We start from the raw sequence: 19,715 nt of genomic DNA, 5'->3' as shown, positions 1-19,715 counted from the left end.
ATGCAGGCCACCATCATCATGCGACCAGAGGTTCCCGATGCGACCGGCAAGGTCGACCTGCAGGTGCGCCTCTCTGGCCGGGAGTTGTTCTGGTCGCACGGCGCGGTGCGCAAGACCTTCATCCTTCTCGTCCTAGCCGCGATTTGGGAGGTTTATGCGCGCGCACTTGGAAATCCGCTGCTCTTCCCAACCCTCTATGACACGCTCCTTTCGCTCTGGTCGTCCGTTCTGAATGGCGTCCTCTTTGAGCGGACATGGGCTTCCCTCAAGATTCTCGTGCTGGGCTACGGCCTCGGCGTCATACTGGCCTCTGGCCTGACGATCCTTGCGATCAACACCCGCCTCGGCACGGATCTACTCGAAACATTGACGGCGACATTCAATCCACTGCCCGCGATCGCGCTTTTGCCACTAGCGCTCATCTGGTTCGGCCTCGGAATCGGCAGTCTCGTTTTCGTGCTCGTTCACTCCGTTATGTGGGCGGTTGCGCTCAACACGCATTCAGGCTTCCGTAGCGTTTCGCAGACGATCCGTATGGTCGGGCGGAACTACGAGCTCAAGGGGTTGAGCTATGTTTTCAAGATCCTGGTGCCCGCCGCCTTTCCGACGATCCTGACGGGCCTCAAGATCGGTTGGGCGTTCGCCTGGCGCACCCTGATCGCGGCCGAACTCGTGTTCGGCGTTTCTTCCGGCCAGGGTGGCCTCGGCTGGTACATCTTCGAGAACCGCAACGTTCTCGACATTCCTGCGGTTTTCGCCGGCCTCCTGATGGTCATCGTCATCGGCCTTGTGATCGAAAACCTCATCTTCAAGACCATCGAGCGAGCCACCATCCAGAAATGGGGCGTGCAAAACTGACCTGCGGGACGAGGCAGGTCCACCAAAGGAGGAAAACACAGTGAAATTCAAGAAAGTTGGCGTAATCGCCACGCTGTTGGCCGCAATGGCTGGCAGCGCCCTGGCCCAAGATGTGCGCTTCGCCAAGCAACTGCAGATGAATAACCTGCCATCGATGGTGATGGAGGATCAGAAGCTCTTCGAGAAGCACGCTGCTGCACTTGGCCAACCGGACCTGAAGGCACAGTGGATTACCTTCGCAAATGGCGGCGCCACAACGGATGCGCTCATTTCCGGCAATGTCGAGTTCGTGTCTGCGGGCCTGACGAACTTCGCCATCCTGTGGTCGCGCACCAAGGGCAATGTGAAGGGTGTGGCCGGCGTCGCCGGGATCTCGCTGCCGCTGCTGACGCGCAATCCCGATGTTAAGTCTCTGAAGGATTTCACCGAGAACGATCGTATCGCGGTGCCGACGGTGAAGGTATCCAATCAGGCAGTCATGCTGTCCATGGCACTCGAAAAGCTCTACGGTGAGGAGGGGCGCACGAAGCTTGACAGCCAGACGGTGCAGCTCTCTCACTCGGATTCGCTGCAGGCGCTTCTCAATCCCAAACACGAGGTCAACACGCATTTCTCGACGCCGCCCTATTCCGTTTTGGAGCTGCGGGACGCGAGGGTGCACAAGGTATTCGACAGCGCGGAATTGTCCGAGACGCCGCTGGTCAGCAACATCATGTTCACCACCACGGCATTCCACGATTCCAATCCGGTGGCCGTGAAGGCGTTGATCGCCGCGCTGGATGAAGCGAACGAGTTCATCAACAAGGACAAACAGGCGGCAGCCGAGCTCTATCTGAAGATTAGCGGCGACAAGCTCAGCGTCGATGAGGTGCTGAAGGTGCTGAACGCAAAGGGATCGATCTTCTCGGCGACACCGCAGGGGACGTTGCCCGTCGTGCAGTTCATGCATCGTGCCGGTATCATTCCGAGCGGCCCAGAAAGGTGGGAGGACCTGTATTTCCCTGAAATCACCGCGCGTGAGGGTAGCTGACAGGCCCCATCGCTGGGACTTTTGAAGGGTGGGGAGGGATCCCCGCCCTTTCTCGTGTTCGCTCGAGATCGATACAATTTCTGTATCGATCAAGTGACTTTATGAAATGGACCTTTATCAATCCACCTCCTAGCATCCCTTTCAGTTCAGATGAAATGCAGGAAACAGGGAGGTTTGCATGGGCGTTCAATTCGATCTCGCCAAGGCTCTGACGGGCATATCGGGCATTCTCGTCACGCCATTCGACGGGCAGGATGAGGTCGCGCCGCAGCGCCTGAAGCCGATCATCGACCGGGCAATCACGGCCGGCGTGCACATTCTCGTCTCGAACGGCAATACCGGCGAATTCTATGCACTGACGACCGACGAAGCCGAGACCATGGTTCGCGCCGCTGCCGAGCAGATCGACGGCCGTATTCCGCTGCTGGCAGGCATCGGTCGCTCGATCAAGGATGCCTGCAGCCTGGCGAAGGCCTCAGCTGAAGCGGGTGCCTCCGCGCTGATGATCCACCAGCCGCCGGACCCTTTCGTTGCACCGCGCGGTATCGTCGATTATGTCCGACGGGTGCACGAGGCAAGCGGCGGTCTGCCGCTCATCCTCTATCTTCGCAACGATCTCATCGGCCTCAAGGCAATCCAGGACATCTGCAGTCTCGAAGGCGTGATCGGCGTCAAATGGGCGACGCCCAACCCGATGAAGCTTGCCGAGGCGGTCCATAACACGCCGTCGCATATCGTCTGGGTTGGCGGCCTCGCCGAAACCTGGGCGCCGCCACTTTATGCCGTTGGCGCGCGTGGGTTCACCTCCGGCCTGATCAATGTCTGGCCGGAGCACTCCGTCGCCATTCACAAGGCACTCGACGCCGGCCGGTATGAGGAGGCTGCAGCGCTCATCCGACGCATGAGCGCCTTCGAGGAGGTGCGTGCGCAGGAGATGAACGGGACCAATGTCACGGGTGTTAAGGCGGCGCTGCAGATGATGGGCCACGATTGCGGCGCAACGCGTTCACCCTCGGCTTGGCCGCTGACGGCAGTGCAGAGTGAAATGCTGTCGTCGCTGCTGTCGGCGGAAAAGCTGATTGGGAGACTTCGAAAAGCCGCATGACCAAACCGCCCGCGCCGGGGGAGGGCGTGGGCGCCAAATCAATCAACGGGAGGAACGCATGCCAAAGGGAAGAACGTATCTTGCAGCCGGTATTTCGGGGCTTCTAGCCGTGGCCGGTCTTGCACCATATGCCAGCGCGGCCAACGAAACGGTGACCGTCGTTTTGCCGGAGGAACCGCCATCACTCGAGCCTTGTGAATCGAAGCATTCCAGCGTCGGGCGAGTGCTTATCCAAAATATCACCGAGCCTCTTACCGCCATCGACCCGGAGACCGGGGAGGTGAAGCCGGAGCTGGCGACGAGTTGGGAGCAGACTGCGCCAGATACTTGGCGTTTCCATCTGCGCGAAGGCGTGACGTTCTCCGACGGTGCGCCGTTCGATGCGCAGGCTGTCGTGGCCTCCATTGACCGCCTGCAGCGCGGCGACATGACGTGCAACACGAAGCAGCAAACCCTTGGCGGCGTCGACATACATACGACGGCCGTCAGCGACTACGTGGTCGATTTCAAAACCAATAAGCCGATCCCGATCTTCCCCACGATGATGACCGTGGTACAGATGAGCTCACCCAACATGACCTTGGAAGGTGCGAGCCGTAATCCGATTGGCACAGGGCCCTACGTGCTGACCGCCTGGAATGCTGGAACGGACATCACCGTGGAGCGGCGCGACGATTACTGGGGTGAAAAGCCGGTCGTCGCCGGAGCGCGCTATGTCTGGCGCTCCGAATCGGCACTGCGCGCAGCGATGGTCGCAACCGGCGAGGCCGACCTCACGCCGATCATCTCGGTTGCCGATGCCAACAATCCGGAGACGGATCTTGCCTATCCAAACGGCGAGACGACCCGGCTTCGCATCAGCACGAACGTGCCGCCGCTCGACGACAAGCGCGTCCGTCTGGCTCTCAACCTCGCGATCGACCGCGAAGGGCTGAAGGTGCTGTTCGGCGAGGAGGCGAAGCTCGCCGAACAACTCGTCGGGCCGAACGTCAATGGCTTCAATCCTGACATTCAGCCGTTCCCCTACGATCCCGGAAGGGCGAAGCAGCTTCTTGCTGAGGCGAAGGCGGACGGCGTGCCGATCGACAGGGAGATCACCATCATCGGCCGCAACGAGATCTACGTGAATGCCGGCGAGGCCCTTGAGGCTATGCAGGCGATGTGGAGCGAACTCGGCCTCAACACGAACATCCGCATGTTCGATACAGGCAACTGGCTGCGCTACCAGAACCGGCCTTTCCCGGAGCCCGACGTGGCAAACCTTCACCAGGACCAGCATGACAATCTCCTGGGCGACGCGACCTTTACTGCATTCAACAAGTATCACTCGGAAGGCGTCAATTCTGCTGTCCATGACAAGCGCGTTGACGAACTGATCGCCAAGGCAGAGCCTGCCACCGGCGAGACTCGTACGGAGGCCTTCCGGGAGGCGTTCAAGCTGCTCCACGACGATCTAGTGGCCGACGTCTACATGTATCACATGATCGGCTACACGCGCGTCAGTCCGCGCCTCGACTGGCGCCCATCGCTGGCGACTAACAGCGAGATCAACCTGTCGGAAATCCGCTTCCGGGCCAGCGAATAACACCCCGCATGATGCGGCCCCAGCCGGGGCCGCATCATCCTCACGCACCCTCCCACGAAGGAAGAGGTCATGAGATTCTTCAAGCGTTCGTTTTTTACCCTGATGTCGATGGCCGGCCTTCTGCTGCTCGTCTTCTTTCTCTCGCGCATGACCGGCGATCCGTCTTATCTGTTCCTGCCGCTCGATGCGTCGCCGGCCGATCGCGAAGCCTTTTCACGGCTCCACGGCTTTGACGATCCGATCTACGTTCAATTCGGGCGCTATGTGGTCGATCTCCTGCACCTCGACTTCGGTACCTCGCTGAGCCAACAGCGGTCGGCGATGGACATCGCCCTAGAAGCTTTCCCGCACACCCTCACTTTGGCGTCCATGGCGCTTGCGATCGCATTTGCTGGGGCGATCCTGTGCGGCTCGCTCGCCGCCCGCAAGCCTGGGGGCGCTTTCGACCGTCTGATCAGCGTGCTTTCTCTGACAGGGGCCAGCACCCCCGATTTCTGGATCGCCATCATTCTCGTTCTGATCTTTGCTGTCAGCTTCGGCTGGTTGCCAACCTCGGGCGTTGGCGGGCCTGCCTACTGGGTCATGCCGCTCTTTGTGCTCGCGTTGAGGCCCTTCGGCCTGCTCGGGCAGGTGGTGCGCGGTTCGATGATCAGCGCGCTCTCGTCTCCTTACGTGAAGACGGCCTATGCAAAGGGCGCCAGCCAGCCGAAGATCATCTTCGTGCATGCGCTGCGCAACTCGATGCTGCCTGTCATCACTGTCGCAGGCGATCTTGCTGCTAATCTTTTGAACGGCGCGGTTATCGTCGAGACCGTATTCGGCTGGCCAGGTATCGGGCGACTGATGATCGATGCGATCATGCAGCGCGACTTCGCCGTCATCCAAGCATCGATCCTCGTTACTGCCTGCGCCATCCTCATCCTAAATATCCTGCTCGACATTGCCTATGTCGCCCTCGATCCGCGCGTGAGGCACGTATGACCTATCTTATCGAAACCACCAAAGCGATGAACTCCGCTCCACGACGCTCCGGCCTCGGAACGGTCCTCTCGCTGCTATGGGCGGACAAGTTCGCGACGCTCGCCGCACTCTTTCTTCTCCTGCTTACGATCACCTGCCTCGTCGGACCCTTGCTGGTCGGAGACGCAGCGGGCGGCGTCAACTTTGCCGGGCGCAATGCGCCGCCCCAATTCGAAAAAGGCTTCCTCTATATTCTCGGCGGCGACAACCTCGGCCGCAGCCTGCTCGCCCGCATCATTGTCGGCGCGCAGACCACCATGGCGGTCGCGGTGACGGCAGTCATCACGTCGGTCGTTGTCGGTGCACTGCTTGGGCTCATCGCCGGCTACCGCGGCGGACTGGTGAGCGACGTGATCATGCGGTTGACCGACATGATCATGAGTTTTCCCTCGCTGCTGACGGCGCTCGTCGTCCTCTATGTGCTCGGGCCGAGCGTTGCGAACCTTGTCATCGTACTCGCAATCACCCGCATCCCCGTCTATCTGCGCACGACGCGTGCCGAGGTGATGGAGGCGCGAAGCCGGGTCTTCGTCACAGCAGCCATAGCCATGGGGGCAAGCCCCGCTCGTGTGCTCTTCCGGCACATCGCGCCGGTCGTGCTGCCGACGCTGTTGACGATAGCCGCCGTCGATTTCGCCGCCGTCATCATCACGGAATCCGGCCTCAGCTTTCTCGGTCTCGGCATCCAGGCACCCGATTTCACCTGGGGCTCGATGGTCGCTACGGGCCGCAACTACATCGCAAGCGCTTGGTGGCTGTCGTTCTGGCCCGGCCTTGCCATCACGCTCACTGCGCTCTCGCTGAACATCCTTGCGAGCTGGTTGCGCATCGCGACCGACCCGCAGCAGCGCTGGCGGCTTGAAGGGAGACGCAGGAATGACTGAACCGCAAGCACCCTTGCTGGAGATCGAAGACCTCAAGGTCCAGTTTTCCGGTCCCCGCGGCGTGGTGAAGGCCGTTGACGGAATCAATCTCAGGGTCGAACGCGGTGAGACGCTGGCGATCCTAGGGGAATCCGGTTCAGGCAAGAGCGTTAGCGCGTCGGTGGTGATGAACATCCTCGACATGCCGCCCGGCCGCATCACCGCCGGCCGCATTCGGTTCGAGGGTCGGGATTTGCTGAAGATGACGCCCACGGAACGGCGGAAGATCAACGGCGCTGAGATCGCCATCATCTTCCAGGATCCGCTCGCCCATCTTAACCCAGTCTATAGCGTCGGCTGGCAAATCGCGGAGGTCTTCCGCATCCACGGACGTGCTCGCGACAGGGAGGAAGCCAAGGAAAAGGCGATTGGTCTCATGGAGCGCGTCGGCATACCCAATGCCCGCGTCCGGGCAGATCAGTACCCGCAGCAGTTTTCGGGCGGCCAGCGACAGCGCGTGATGATCGCCATGGCCCTGGCGCTTTCGCCGAAGCTTATCATCGCCGACGAGCCGACGACGGCGCTCGACGTTACGGTCCAGCGCCAGATCCTGGACCTCCTCAAGGATCTCCAGCGCGAAATGGGCATGGGCCTCATCCTGATCACCCACGATCTTGCGGTCGCCGGCCTTATGGCGGACAGGGTTGCCATCATCAAGGACGGAACGATCGTCGAGAGTGGCGACATCCGAGAGGCCTTCACGACGCCGAAGGCCGCCTATACGCAGCAACTTCTGGCCGCGATCCCGCAGGTGGAAAGGACGCAGCGGAGCGGAGTGGCGAGCGAGCTGCGCCCCCCGCTTTTGGTCGCCCGCGATCTTTCCAAGGAGTATCATATCTCACGCGGCCTCATTGTCGGTTCAGCCGGGACTCTGCGCGCTGTCGATCGCGTCAGCTTCACCCTACGCGAGAAGCAGACGCTCGGCATCGTCGGTGAATCCGGCTCCGGCAAATCGACGGTTGCGCGCCTGCTGATGCGGCTGACTGATCCGAGCTCCGGCTCGGTGCACTATCGCGACAAGAACCTGTTTTCGCTGCGCGGTCCGGACCTGCTCGCCTTCCGGCGTGACGTCCAGATGGTGTTTCAGGACCCCTATGGTTCTCTCAATCCGAAAATGGCGGTCGCCGATATCATCGCCGAGCCTCTGGCCATCCACCGGGACATCCTGCCAAGGGCGCAGTGGCGAGCGCGCGTCCGGGAGCTGCTCCGCCTGGTCGGCCTGGAGCCTGAGCACGCGGAGCGTTATCCGCACCAGTTTTCCGGGGGCCAGCGGCAGCGTATCGCCATCGCCCGGGCGCTCGCCTCTGAACCGCGCATCATCATTTGCGACGAGGCGGTATCGGCGCTCGACGTCTCGATCCAGGCGCAGATCATCACTCTGCTGGCTGACCTCCGGGACAAGCTCAATCTATCCTATATCTTCATCACCCACGACCTGCCCATCGTGCGCAGCTTCGCCGACGAGATCATGGTGATGAAGGCTGGTGCCGTGGTCGAACACGGGCGAACTGACGACCTCTTTCTCCGGCCGCGGGACGAATACACCCGCAGGCTGCTCAGCGCGGGTGAAATTCCTGCTTGGATGCAGCGTATCGAGGCGGCCGAATATCACGGCGCTTAGAGTTCAGCGACAAGGAATGCATGATGAAAATTGTGAATGTGGAAACGGTTCGTGCCGACATCGTCCGTCTTCTGAAGGCGACCGGTCTCAGGGAGGATTTCGCTGAAGATATGAGCCACATCATGGTCGAAAGCGACCTCATGGGGCATAGGACCCATGGCCTTGCCATGCTGCCCACCTATCTGGACCGGTTGATGAAAGACCTCATCCGCAAGGACGGTGACATTACGGTTGTCTGGGAGACCGCCTCGACGCTCAACTGGCAGGCGCACCGTTTGCCTGGCGCCCATGTGGTGCGGCGGGCGATGCGCTCTCTCTACGACAAGGTCGCGAGCGAACCCGTTGTCACGGCGAGCATCGCCAATTGCTCTCATATCGGCAGCCTACAGGCCTATCTCGAGGAGCCGGCACGGCGCGGTTATCTTTGCCTGATGATGGTGACGGATCCCGGCGTCGCTTCGGTTGCGCCCTTCGGCGGCTGCGATCCGGTGCTCACCTCCAATCCAATCGCCGCGGCCATTCCGACGCATGGCGATCCGATCCTTATCGACCAATGCACCTCCCTCGTTTCCAACGCGCAGGTGCAGGCCGCGGACAGGAACAAGCCGCTTCCCGGCCGCTGGGTCGTCGACAACCAGGGTCGCCCCACCGATGACCCCAATTCCCTGACAGCAGATCCGCCGGGCACGATCATGCCGCTTGGCGGCGAGGACTTCGGCTACAAGGGTTTTGGCTTCGGCATCATGGTGGAAGCCTTCGCACTGGCGCTATCTGGCCACGGCCGGCTGACGCCGAAGCAACGCGGCGCCCAGGGCGTCTTCCTGCAACTGATAGACCCGAATGCCTTCTCGGGGGCCGAGGCGTTCCTTGCTGAAAGCACGGACTTCGTCCGGCGCTGCAAGGCTAGCCGCTTGGCAGAAGGGGCACGGGGGATCCGGCTGCCCGGAGAGCGGGCCATGTCCGAGAAGCGACGGCAATCGCACAGTGGCCTTGAGATTGCGGACGATCTGTTCGAACGCGTTGCCCTTCTAGCGGCGTCACAGGAGATAGACGCCTTTGCCGACGTACCAGTCTCCGCCTGAGTGGATGCTGGCGCCGGTCGATTCCATGCTCACGTGAGAAGGCCCATGACACTTCACCAGAACCTGATAGCCGGCGAATGGGTCGGCGGAGACGGCGTTGCGAACATCAACCCGTCGAACACCGATGATGTCGTCGGAGAATATGCACGTGCGAGCGCCGAAGACGCGAAAGCCGCGATCGCGGCGGCAAAGGCCGCCTTTCCCGCGTGGTCGCGCTCCGGCATTCTCGAGCGCCATGCGATCCTGAAGAAGACCGCCGACGAGATCCTGGCCCGCAAGGACGAGCTGGGACGCCTTCTCTCGCGCGAAGAGGGCAAGACGCTCGCCGAGGGTATCGGCGAGACGGTCCGCGCCGGCCAGATTTTCGAATTCTTCGCCGGCGAGACCCTGCGTCTTGCGGGCGAAGTCGTCCCGTCGGTCCGGCCGGGGATCGGCGTTGAGATCACCCGCGAGCCGGCCGGCGTCGTCGGCATCATCACGCCCTGGAATTTCCCGATCGCCATTCCCGCCTGGAAGATCGCCCCGGCGCTTTGCTACGGCAACACCGTTGTCTTCAAGCCGGCCGAGCTGGTTCCGGGCTGTTCGTGGGCGATCGTCGATATTCTCCACCGCGCGGGCCTGCCCAAGGGCGTGTTGAACCTGGTCATGGGCAAGGGATCGGTCGTCGGCCAGGCGATGCTCGACAGCCCGGACGTCCAGGCGATCACCTTCACCGGCTCGACCGCGACCGGAAAACGGGTCGCCGTCGCCTCGGTCGAACACAACCGCAAGTACCAGCTGGAAATGGGCGGCAAGAACCCGTTCGTCGTGCTCGACGATGCCGATCTGTCCGTCGCCGTCGAAGCGGCGGTCAACTCCGCCTTCTTCTCGACCGGCCAGCGCTGCACCGCCTCGTCGCGGATCATCGTCACCGAGGGCATCCATGACCGGTTCGTCGCCGCCATGGGCGAGCGGATCAAGGGTCTCGTCGTCGACGACGCGCTGAAGGCCGGCACCCATATCGGCCCGGTGGTCGATCAGAGCCAGCTCAACCAGGACACCGACTATATCGCCATCGGCAAACAGGAAGGCGCCAAGCTCGCCTTCGGCGGCGAGGTGATCTCGCGCGACACGCCCGGCTTCTATCTGCAGCCGGCGCTGTTCACCGAGGCGACCAACGAGATGCGCATCTCGCGCGAGGAAAGGCCGGCAAACGCTTTGGCGTAGTAGTCGGCACGATCATAATGCACAGGGTCAAGGTAGCCGTGCGGTCCATACTTCATGGCAAGGTGGTCTGCCCAGCTTCCACGCAGCGAGACTTCGATGCGCTCGATAGCATCCATAACATGCAGTCGAAGTCGTCTATCGAATCCATACAACGCCAGCACGTCATCGAACGACGTGCCATCCTTGAACTTGTGAGCTCCAGCGGCTGGTGCCCGATGCGGGTAGGCGCGCCAGGCAAGTTGAGTGCAGTTGTGCCCCGCTCCACTGCGATCCGCATGGCCGCGAGATGCTCTCTTTTTCTGGGCCTCCAGAGTCGCATAACGTATCGATCGGAACTGCGGCGCCTTGAGCCATGAAAATCCAGCGTAGTAGACTAGCTTATCAAATCCGCCCGGTAACTGTCCGGGATTTAGTGGATTTGCTGTCCGCGACTTACTGAAATCGGTGTTCCGGGACTTAACGAAACACTCGCACCGGCGGCGTCTCTGCTCAAACAGAGCTATTTCTGCTTCTTGCGAAGGCTGAGCCCGCTGTCCGCGAACTTGACCTGAGCGCCCGGAACGGCGCCGATCTGCGCCCAGTCAGCAAGGACGAAACGTTGCAACTCGGAGAAAGCAGAGCCTCGCGCGCGGTGCTGCTGAATTGAACCACTTGATGCGTGGTGCGGCCGCTGGCTCGTCTTCACGAGCCTGCCGAAGCCGAGCGTTCTCGCCGTATCCAAACCCGCTGACGCTGACGAGATTACGTGCTGTACTATGAAGCTGGAGGTCGGAAGACATGCTGTCCTCCTTTCGTTGGGGCCAGGACACCAAGGTCCCGAAGCAGCAGCGCCCTTGATCCGGCTGCTGAAGCTATCAGCATGCATTCTTTAACGGACATACGCAATGGCGACTGGCTTTTTGCTATCGATCAACGCGTTAAAGGATGTCGCAGAGGGGTCGACTCGGAGGGAAGCGGCGGACGATAGCATTTCTTGCGGGCAACGATTCCGATCAAGTCTATCGGCGAAGGCCGGGCCACCGCCTTGATCTCAGACAACGGAAGGCGTTTGACGAACGGCGTCAGCTGCCCCCTAGATCACCTTTGGAAGCCATAGAATAATTGCCGGTCTGCTTTGAGTGGTCATACTGCCGCGCAAGACGAACAAACGATCTACCCCCGCGCGAACTCAGGTATCTGGAACCTTCGCCGGTAGGCGCCCGGCGTCATCCCGGTGATACGCTTGAACAGCCGGCGGAAAAACGCGGCGTCCTCGTAGCCAACGCGCCAGCTGATCTCATCAACGGGCGAGCTCGTCCGTTCCAGTCTTCGTTTGGCGTCCTCAATGCGCAGGCGCTGCACGTAGGCTATCGGCGCAAGGCCGGTCGCAGCAGTAAAGCGTCGCTTGAAGGTGCGTTCAGCGAGTTTCGACCGTCTGATCATCTCGTCGACCGGATTGGCAACCGAAAAGTGGTTCGTCAGCCACGCCTGTGCGCTTTGGATCTCGGCGTCGCCGTGGTTGCTCCTGCCCTCGAATATTATATAAGGGGCAAGTCCGTCCTGATGCCATTGCAGCGCGAACATTCGCGCGACTTCCTGCGCGACGGTGGCGCCGACGTGATGGGCGATCAGATAGAGCACCATGTCGTGCCATGTATTCGAAGCGCCTGAACTGATCAGGTCTTGGCGCACCCCGGAGATTACCAGAACACGTTCGGGATGGATCGGCACTGCGGGGTAGCGAGTTGCGAACTCATTCGCATAACCGAAATGCACGGTGGCGTCCCTGCCGTCAAACAGCCCCGTTTCGGCCAGAAGGAAGACCCCTGAACAGGCGGAGCAGAGCCGCGCGCCGCCATCGTGCATGCGCTTGACCCAGTCCACGAGCCGCGGGTAGCGACCCGTTTGCCATCCACCTGGTTTCAGCAGGACAGATGGGACGATAAGGATGTCGCACGCTGCGACATCGTCGATCGAACGTTGCACGTCGATGGGGACGCCGCTGGCCAGCCGGAGCGCGCCTGCCTCCTCTCCGACAATCTCTACCTGGAAGGGATGCTCTGCACCGGGTCTGGCAATCCCCAGCATCGAAACCCCATTCATGACGTCGTAGATCCCTGCCAGCGTGGAGATCACCGCGTCCGGCAATGCGACGAGGCAGACACGCAACGGTGCCGATCCGTTCAGGTTCGCCTGTTCGATCATTGTGACCTTTCGTGCCACGCCACGAGAAAGCGCCCGATATGGCACGAATGGACCGATTGGGGGCGATAGCGGCTCTGTCGCGCAGCCTGCTGAAAGACTTACACCACAGCTGCTTTTGAACACAACCCAAGCATTGGAAGGAAGAGTGCGATGCGGGATACACCGAAGATCGACGAGGCGAGGCTCGAAGCATTCGCCACACGGGCAATCGGCGACCTGACGGCCGGTTATACCGGGGTGATGGTCAGCCTGGGCAGCAAGCTTGGCCTCTATCGAACAATGGCCGGGGCCGGCCCGCTGAGTGCGAAGGAAATCGCCACGCGGGCAGACTGCGCCGAACGCTACGTTGCCGAATGGCTGAACGCCCAGGCGGCCGGTGGCTACATCACCTATCACGGTCTGAGCAACACCTATGAACTCCTACCGGAGCAGGCGATGGTGCTGGCAGACGAGAACAGCCCCGTCTATATTCCGCACGCATGGAACGTGCCGGCGTCGATGTGGTTCGACGAGGCGAAGGCCTTGAACGCATTTCGCACCGGCAAAGGTGTCGCATGGGGCGAGCATGACGGGCGGCTCGCCTGTGGCTCGGCCGCTTTCTACCGCAACGGCTATCGCGCCAGCCTGGTGCCGCAATGGCTGCCGGCACTGGAAGGCGTCGTTGAGCAGCTCGAGACGGGCATAGCGGTCGCCGATGTCGGCTGTGGCCATGGCCACTCGACACAGCTTATGGCCGAAGCGTTCCCGAACTCGCGCTTCCACGGCTTCGATACCCATCCCGCATCGCTTGACGAAGCGCGGCGCAATGCTGCGGCGGCGGGCCTGATGGACCGGATCGAATTCGCGCTTGCAAGGGCTGACGATTATCCGGACGGCGAGTACGGCCTGATCTGCTTTTTCGATATCCTTCATGATCTGGGCGATCCCGTCGCCGCCGCCCGCCATGCGGCCAGCGTACTGGCGCCTGGCGGCACGGTGCTGCTTGTCGAGCCTTTCGCCCGTGACCACGTCAAGGACAACCTCTCGCCGGTGGCGCAGCTCTACTACTCGGCCTCGACCATGATCTGCTGCGCTCACGCGATTTCCGAGGGCGGCAACATGGTACTCGGGGCCCAGGCGGGACCAGCGCGCCTGGCCGAAGTGTTCCGCAGGGCGGGCTTCACGCACTTCCGCCGTGCCGCGGAAACCCCATTCAATCTCATCTTCGAGGTGCGGCGTTGAAGCGCCGCATCCCGTCGATCGACCGCGAGACGACCAATGAGAAAGTCATTCGCAAATGTGGTGCTGGCCGCAGTCGCGGCGATGCGTACCAAACGTCAGACACGGCGCAACGCCAAAATGCTTCAGCACCTTTCGGATGCGCAGCTCGAGGACATCGGCCTGAAGCGAGCCGATGTTTGGGACCTCTATTAGGCCGAGACGGCACCGTTCGCCCGTTAAGGGCGGTCCGCGGCCCGACAAGCTCATCGGCCGAATGCCGCCCGACCAAGAGCCGAGCGGTTCCCTCGTGGCAAAATGAACGCCGTGCGAAGGCGCCCAACCTTTCCTTCGAACAAAACCGCAGGGCACACCTCAAACTACCTGTCACTAGGCAGCTAAAAATGAGAATGCGGCCGTTTCCGCCAGGTTTTGCATTAAAAATGAGAATCCGGTCAGCCGGGTTCTCATGGGGTGGAGGCGACCGCGAAGGAACTGTCGCGTGGACTAACCGGACGGCAGTGGCGATCCCTAGTGATCTTGGCGAAGCAGGGCTTGCAAGTGTTCGGGCGTTGGTACTGCCATACCAAGCACGCGCTGCAGTTTCTCGAGTGCGCGCTCACGCAGCTCCTTGAAGGAGATGTCTCCGTAGTATCGGACGCCCGACCGTCACCTTCATGAAGTATTCGCGATCGAAGTCAGGATCCATATAGGCGAGGCTGAAAAAAGTATTCATTTTGTTCAGATCCTCGGCAGGCAAAATCTTTTCGATAACGATGGACTGCAGTCTCATGTTCGCCTCATAATTGAAAATGGCAGAATATGCAACTAAAGGACGCCTTGCAAGACTTACATGAACGCTTCGATTCGAGCGTGTGCCAACATCACGCCATTTCCGAAATTTCGCTGCCAAACGTGGATCTATGGTCAGATCACGTTCGATCCGGTGCGCATTCGTTGTCGCAGTGGCGGCGGCGACGAACTCATGGAAAGGGACGGCCACGGAATCCTCGACAATTACCCTCCGGTGTGCCTGCGCACGTGTTCCGGCTGATCGGCAGATCGTCTCACGTTGAGAAGTTGGAATTCTCTATGATCGTTGTCCGCGCCGCGGACATCATCGCAGCGACTGAAAGTTCTCGCACTGTGCTCGAGAGATCGCCAGTGTATCATCGGGAACCAAGAGCTCGGTTCGCGGCGTTGTTGCGGGGCCAACGCCTCAGCTCTTTTGAAAAGCGACATGGAGGCCGAGGCCGATGAGCACCGTACCGCCTGCACGCTGCATCAGACACTGTGCACGACTGGAGTGCTTCAATCTCGCAATGACTGCGCCGGCCAGCACGACACCCACGATGTCGGCCAACGAAAACATCGCATTCACGATCGTGCCGAGAATGAGGAACTGCAGCCAAATCGGAAATGCTGCCGGATCGCCGAACTGAGGCAAGAACGCCAGGAAGAAAATCGCGGTCTTCGCATTAAGCATTTCGATGGCGATGCTGTCGAGGAGGGCACGCCTGCCGGATGTCGGCTGAAAGCTTGGTGCGACTCGGTCCCCTGTGGGCTTGGCGCGGAGCAACGCGAAACCAAGCCATATCAGATAACCCGCACCTGCGAGTTTTACCGTCATGTAGAGCACCGGCACGGCATGAAAGAGAACGGATAGGCCCACGGCCGCTGCGATGACGTGAACATAGCCCCCACGTGAATTCCGCACGCCGCCATCTGCCTGACATAGCCACGCTCAATCAGCGTTCGGAGCACCGCCGAGCGCGGCTGAAAATGATCGGTAGCTTCAGAAACCTGCATAAGCATTCTCCTGTTTTTGCCGTCAGGAGACCCGCCGAAACAACAAAGCCGCCTGGACGGCGGCTTGTTTCAACACATGATCGAAACGCGCCGCTCCTATCGGAACGTCGCATAGTAAAATGCACCAGTGAGCGCGGCTTTGATCATGCCCCGCAACCTACACGATGGCTCTCAATCTTTCAATTGATGGAGAAGGCGCGCCACTTTCAGCAAACACCGGATATATGCCCACCTCTGTAGGCGAGCGGCAGCTAAGGGCAGTGGGGAGCCGTTCTCCATCAGCCCTGTGCACCTTATTGCCAGGATGTTCATGTTTTGGGCTAAGAAGATCGCATAAAGCATCGGCCGGAACCTAAGCCCGGCGAAAGATTGCAGCCAGTCCTGTATTCATTGGCCTGACGTGTTTGGGGCCCCTGGCCTTATGGATTGCCCGACGTGAGCATAGTTATGGCAGGCAGAGGGCCCCTCGGGCGCTTTCGTCTTCGGGGCAGGCATTCCGACCCGGATCCATCCGAAATTTTCGGTTCCACCTGCCACCTCACGTGGGTTCTACCATGCGCGGCAGAGCCGTAGATGCCCGAAGGAGCGTGTTATTCGAACATCGGTGTGATAAGCTTCTTTGCCGCCGGAGGAGGGGGGTCGATGGCCAGGAGCGGCCATGTGAATATTGCAGCGTGGCTCAAGAGCTTGGGCCTGGAGCAATATGTCTCGGTTTTCGACGACAACGCTATTGATGCCGACGTCTTGCCCTGCCTCACGGCTGATGACTTGAAGGAAATCGGGGTGGGCGCGCTTGGCCACCGCAAGCGAATCCTCGAGGCGATAGCCGGGTTGGAGGACCAGCCGGGGACTGTGTCGGGAAAGGCAGAAGCGACGGCCCCAGCAATTTCGATGTCGCGGTCGCTTGAGCAGCCCGGCGAAACCGGACGCCCCCGCGAGGCGGAACGGCGTCAATTGACGGTCATGTTTGTGGATCTTGTCGGGTCTACCGCTCTCGCGACGCGGCTTGACCCTGAGGACATGCGCGATGTCCTCAGGCAGTTCCAGAATACCACGGCTGGCGAAGTCCTTCGCTTCGCGGGGCACGTCGCAAAGTTCATGGGCGACGGCGCGCTGGCGTATTTCGGATGGCCGCAAGCGCACGAAGACGAAGCCGAACGCGCCGTCCGGGCGGCGCTTGCGGTAGTGGGTGCCGTCAATGGGCTGTCGATCAAGGGCGATCAGAAACTCTCGGTTCGTGTCGGCATCGCGACGGGGGTGGTGGTCGTTGGGGACCTCATAGGCGTCGGGTCAGCGCAGGAGAACGCGGTCGTGGGAGAGACCCCTAATCTTGCCGCCAGGCTCCAAGCAGTAGCCGAACCGGGAACGGTCGTCATCTCCGAGCTTACCTATCGACTTGTCGGAAACCTGTTCGAGGTAACCAGGATTCGGCCACAGAAACTAGCAGGGTTCGACACCCCCGTCAGCGCATTCAAAGTGATTGGAGAGGGTGGCGCAGAGAGTCGGTTCGAAGCACTTCATGCAGACGAATCAGCGCCGCTTGCCGGTCGGGAACACGATGTCGCCTTGCTGCTCGATCGATGGCGGCTCGCCGCATCTGGTGAAGGACAAGTAGTCGAACTCTTCGGCGAGCCTGGCATTGGCAAGTCCCGTATTCTGCAGGAGCTTCGGGAGCACCTGAAAGACGAAGCGCACACGCGACTTCGGTATTACTGCTCGCCCTATCACGCAGAAAGCGCCCTCTATCCCGTCACGGAACAGTTACTCCGAGCTGGGGACATAAAGCGGACCGACCCGCCTGAGCGCCAGCTTGACTTGCTCGAGCAACTTCTCGTCGGCTTGACCGAGCACCCAAACGACGCGATACCGCTAATCGCGGCATTGCTGTCCATCCCGACCGAGGGGCGCTATCCCAAGGTCGACCTTATGGCGCAAAAGCAGAAGACGCGCACGTTCGAGGTTCTGATCGAACAACTAGAGGCGCTTGCCCGCAAGCAGCCGGTGCTGATGCTCCTTGAGGACGCGCATTTTCTAGATCCGACATCGGCCGAACTATTTGACCAAATTGCTGTTCGGATTCAGGATCTACCGGTACTGCTGGTTGCAACTTCGCGACCGGAAGGCGCGCCACGATGGAGCGGTCTCCCGCACGCGACATTTTTGACGCTCAACCGGCTCAGCCGTGCTCAGGCGGCCTCTATGATTGCAGCGATGACCGGGGGCAAGCAGCTGCCGACCGCAGTGCTTGACCAGGTTCTCTCGAAGACCGAGGGTGTTCCGCTGTTTGTGGAAGAATTGACCAAGGTCGTACTGGAATCGGGCATGCTTCAAATGCGCGATGGACAGCTGGTTTTGGCTGGCCCGCTGCCTCCACTAGCGGTACCCGCGACGCTGCACGACTCACTGATGGCCCGCCTCGATTGATTGGATTCCGTGAGGGACGTGGCGCAGGTCGGGGCGGTGATCGGACGCGAATTCACGCACGAACTGCTTGCGGCGGCTACGGGCCTTCCTGAATTGGAGCTTGAGCGCGCAACGAGCCAGTTAGTGACGGCGGGCCTTGTTTTCCGGCGTGGCAGTGGCAGTCAAGCAAGCTATGCCTTCAAACATGCGCTTGTCCAGGATGCCGCATACAGCAGTCTGCTGCACAGCCGTCGTCAGCAGTTGCATGCTCGGATCGCCTTAATCCTCGAGGAGCGCTTCCCTGAGATTGTGGCCACAGAGCCCGAGCTGCTCGCGCACCACTTTAGCCAAGCTGGCCTTATGGAAAGAGCTGTCGAGTACAACGAACTCGCGGGCCGCCGAGCGCTTTCACGCTCCGTGTTGAGAGAGGCGCTTGCCCGATTCGACACCGCTTTGGGCGTTCTTTCGGCGATGCCCCCGTCCGAAGAGCGTTCGCGCCGAGAACTTTCAATCCAGTTGGCGCTCGGCAGCACGCATGTTGCTGCGCATGGCTTTGCCGCGCCACCAACAGCAGACGCCTATGGTCGCGCGCGCACACTTTGTGAAGAGCTGGGCGAGACGCGTCTACTTTTTCCGGTGCTTTACGGTCTGTGCCTCTACCACCTCTATGCTGCCGAATTGGTGGAAGCACGCAGCGCAGCTGACCGCCTGCTAGAGTTGGCGAAAGAGAGCAACGATAGTGGACTTTCCTTCTTTGCTCACCGGGCGGCGGGCGTCAGCGCGTTCCCTGCCGGCGAGTTCTTGCGCGCCCGGGCACATCTGGAAGAGGCACTCGCCCTCTACGATCCTCGAGAGCACCGGTCCCCGGCGTTTGTCTACGCCTTCGATCCGCGTGTGGTGTGTCTGGATTATCTCGCCCGCACGTTGCTGCCACTCGGCTTCCCAGATCAGGCTTTGGCCGCAAACGACGAAGCGGTTGCTGAAGCCCATCGTGCAGGTCATCGCAATAGCCTGGCTTTGCCATTATTCTTTGGCGGGGTTATCCGCCAGATCCTCGGTGACCACGAAGGTGTCCAAGAGCGGTGCGCAGAATTGACTCGCATTGCCAGCGAAGCTGGATTTCGCTTCTGGCTTGCAGGTGCCACAATGTTGAACGCTTGGACAATCGCGGAGGCCGGCGATTTCGATCGTGGACGCGTCGAACTTCGACGGGGCCTTAGTGAATGGCGCGAAACTGGCGCAGAATTCATGGTTCCTTATTTCGTCGCTCTTCAAGCGCAGATCGAAATGAGAGCGAGCGACCCCGGTGCTGCACTTGTTCTGCTCGAAGCAGCGCAGGCAGGGGTGGAACGCACCAAAGAGCGATGGTTTGCAGCCGAAATACTTCGACTGGACGGGGAAGTGCTGCTGCAACTTGGGAAGGACAAAGCCCAACAACCCGAGCATCGCCTCTTGGACGCACTGGCAACGGCTCGTGCTCAGGGCGCGCGTTTCTGGGAACTGCGTGCTGCGCTGAGTCTCGCTCAAGCTGCCTGTCCCCCTTCAGGCGCCCGCGAGCAGCTCGCTCTGATTTATTCCGAGTTCACTGAAGGCCTGACGTTGCCAGACTTGCAAGCCGCACAGAGGCTCGCGGCAACGGCTGAAGGTCTTCCGGCAGCCAATCGATCGAGAAGCTAAGCCAGGGAGGACGCC

At 60.7% G+C, this 19,715-nt stretch carries 15 protein-coding genes and 2 pseudogenes; 13 read left to right on the top strand and 4 right to left on the bottom strand.

Translation table 11 applies throughout. The features are described from left to right. From M1D34_RS29560 to M1D34_RS29520, 9 genes and pseudogenes are all read left to right on the top strand, one after another. Entirely contained in the window at positions 1 to 858 is an 858-nt protein-coding gene (locus tag M1D34_RS29560; RefSeq protein WP_498784719.1) for an ABC transporter permease, read from the top strand. A 40-nt stretch (positions 859 to 898) separates the two neighbouring features. Next, complete coding sequence (locus M1D34_RS29555) at positions 899 to 1,888, top strand: ABC transporter substrate-binding protein (protein WP_498784717.1); 990 nt, start codon at positions 899 to 901, stop codon at positions 1,886 to 1,888. A gap of 178 nt (positions 1,889 to 2,066) precedes the next feature. Further along, a complete protein-coding gene (locus M1D34_RS29550; RefSeq protein WP_498784715.1) occupies positions 2,067 to 2,993 on the top strand; it encodes a dihydrodipicolinate synthase family protein in 927 nt (308 codons plus the stop codon). A 58-nt stretch (positions 2,994 to 3,051) separates the two neighbouring features. Continuing rightward, complete coding sequence (locus M1D34_RS29545) at positions 3,052 to 4,578, top strand: ABC transporter substrate-binding protein (protein ID WP_498784713.1); 1,527 nt, start codon at positions 3,052 to 3,054, stop codon at positions 4,576 to 4,578. 69 nt (positions 4,579 to 4,647) lie between these two features. Next, positions 4,648 to 5,559, top strand: a complete 912-nt coding sequence (locus tag M1D34_RS29540; protein ID WP_498784711.1) for an ABC transporter permease — start codon at positions 4,648 to 4,650, stop codon at positions 5,557 to 5,559. A 26-nt stretch (positions 5,560 to 5,585) separates the two neighbouring features. Next, the gene (locus M1D34_RS29535) at positions 5,586 to 6,482 is read left to right on the top strand and encodes an ABC transporter permease (protein WP_498786178.1); all 897 of its coding nucleotides are present in this window, start codon (positions 5,586 to 5,588) and stop codon (positions 6,480 to 6,482) included. After that, positions 6,475 to 8,142, top strand: coding sequence for an ABC transporter ATP-binding protein (locus M1D34_RS29530; protein WP_498784709.1), 1,668 nt, complete (start codon positions 6,475 to 6,477; stop codon positions 8,140 to 8,142). Before M1D34_RS29535 ends, M1D34_RS29530 begins: the two co-directional genes overlap by 8 nt. A gap of 23 nt (positions 8,143 to 8,165) precedes the next feature. Then, the gene (locus M1D34_RS29525; protein ID WP_498784707.1) at positions 8,166 to 9,224 is read left to right on the top strand and encodes an Ldh family oxidoreductase; all 1,059 of its coding nucleotides are present in this window, start codon (positions 8,166 to 8,168) and stop codon (positions 9,222 to 9,224) included. A 45-nt stretch (positions 9,225 to 9,269) separates the two neighbouring features. Next, positions 9,270 to 10,406: pseudogene (locus M1D34_RS29520) on the top strand (aldehyde dehydrogenase family protein); the annotation flags it as partial. Here M1D34_RS29520 and M1D34_RS29515 read toward each other — a convergent pair. Continuing rightward, positions 10,346 to 10,591 carry an Abi family protein gene (locus M1D34_RS29515; RefSeq protein WP_498784705.1) on the bottom strand — a complete coding sequence of 82 codons (246 nt, stop codon included), beginning with the start codon at positions 10,589 to 10,591 and terminating at the stop codon, positions 10,346 to 10,348. The pseudogene M1D34_RS29520 and the gene M1D34_RS29515 sit on opposite strands and share 61 nt — an antisense overlap. 991 nt (positions 10,592 to 11,582) lie before the next feature. Next, positions 11,583 to 12,614 carry a GlxA family transcriptional regulator gene (locus tag M1D34_RS29510; RefSeq protein WP_498784703.1) on the bottom strand — a complete coding sequence of 344 codons (1,032 nt, stop codon included), beginning with the start codon at positions 12,612 to 12,614 and terminating at the stop codon, positions 11,583 to 11,585. Positions 12,615 to 12,764: 150 nt separating this feature from the next. Between M1D34_RS29510 and M1D34_RS29505 the strand changes: the two genes are divergently transcribed. Continuing rightward, entirely contained in the window at positions 12,765 to 13,835 is a 1,071-nt protein-coding gene (locus M1D34_RS29505; RefSeq protein ID WP_498784701.1) for a class I SAM-dependent methyltransferase, read from the top strand. 36 nt (positions 13,836 to 13,871) lie between these two features. Next, positions 13,872 to 14,027 (top strand): YjiS-like domain-containing protein, encoded by a 156-nt coding sequence (locus tag M1D34_RS29500; protein ID WP_498784699.1) that lies wholly within the window; start codon positions 13,872 to 13,874, stop codon positions 14,025 to 14,027. Positions 14,028 to 14,430: 403 nt separating this feature from the next. Here the strand turns inward: M1D34_RS29500 and M1D34_RS29495 are convergent, their stop codons facing one another. Together M1D34_RS29495 and M1D34_RS29490 are read right to left on the bottom strand one after the other, a co-directional pair. Further along, positions 14,431 to 14,814 carry a hypothetical protein gene (locus M1D34_RS29495; RefSeq protein ID WP_498784697.1) on the bottom strand — a complete coding sequence of 128 codons (384 nt, stop codon included), beginning with the start codon at positions 14,812 to 14,814 and terminating at the stop codon, positions 14,431 to 14,433. Between the two features lie 216 nt (positions 14,815 to 15,030). After that, a pseudogene (locus M1D34_RS29490) lies at positions 15,031 to 15,533 on the bottom strand (LysE family translocator); the annotation flags it as partial. A gap of 729 nt (positions 15,534 to 16,262) precedes the next feature. Here M1D34_RS29490 and M1D34_RS29485 point away from each other — a divergent pair. Beyond that, positions 16,263 to 18,044: an adenylate/guanylate cyclase domain-containing protein gene (locus tag M1D34_RS29485; protein ID WP_498784695.1), complete on the top strand. Its 1,782-nt coding sequence runs from the start codon at positions 16,263 to 16,265 to the stop codon at positions 18,042 to 18,044. An 18-nt stretch (positions 18,045 to 18,062) separates the two neighbouring features. Further along, positions 18,063 to 19,700 (top strand): ATP-binding protein, encoded by a 1,638-nt coding sequence (locus M1D34_RS29480; protein ID WP_498784693.1) that lies wholly within the window; start codon positions 18,063 to 18,065, stop codon positions 19,698 to 19,700. Positions 19,701 to 19,715 lie beyond the last annotated feature (15 nt).

Source organism: Ensifer sp. D2-11, assembly GCF_054161295.1.
This window is presented reverse-complemented; position numbering and strand designations above follow the sequence as displayed.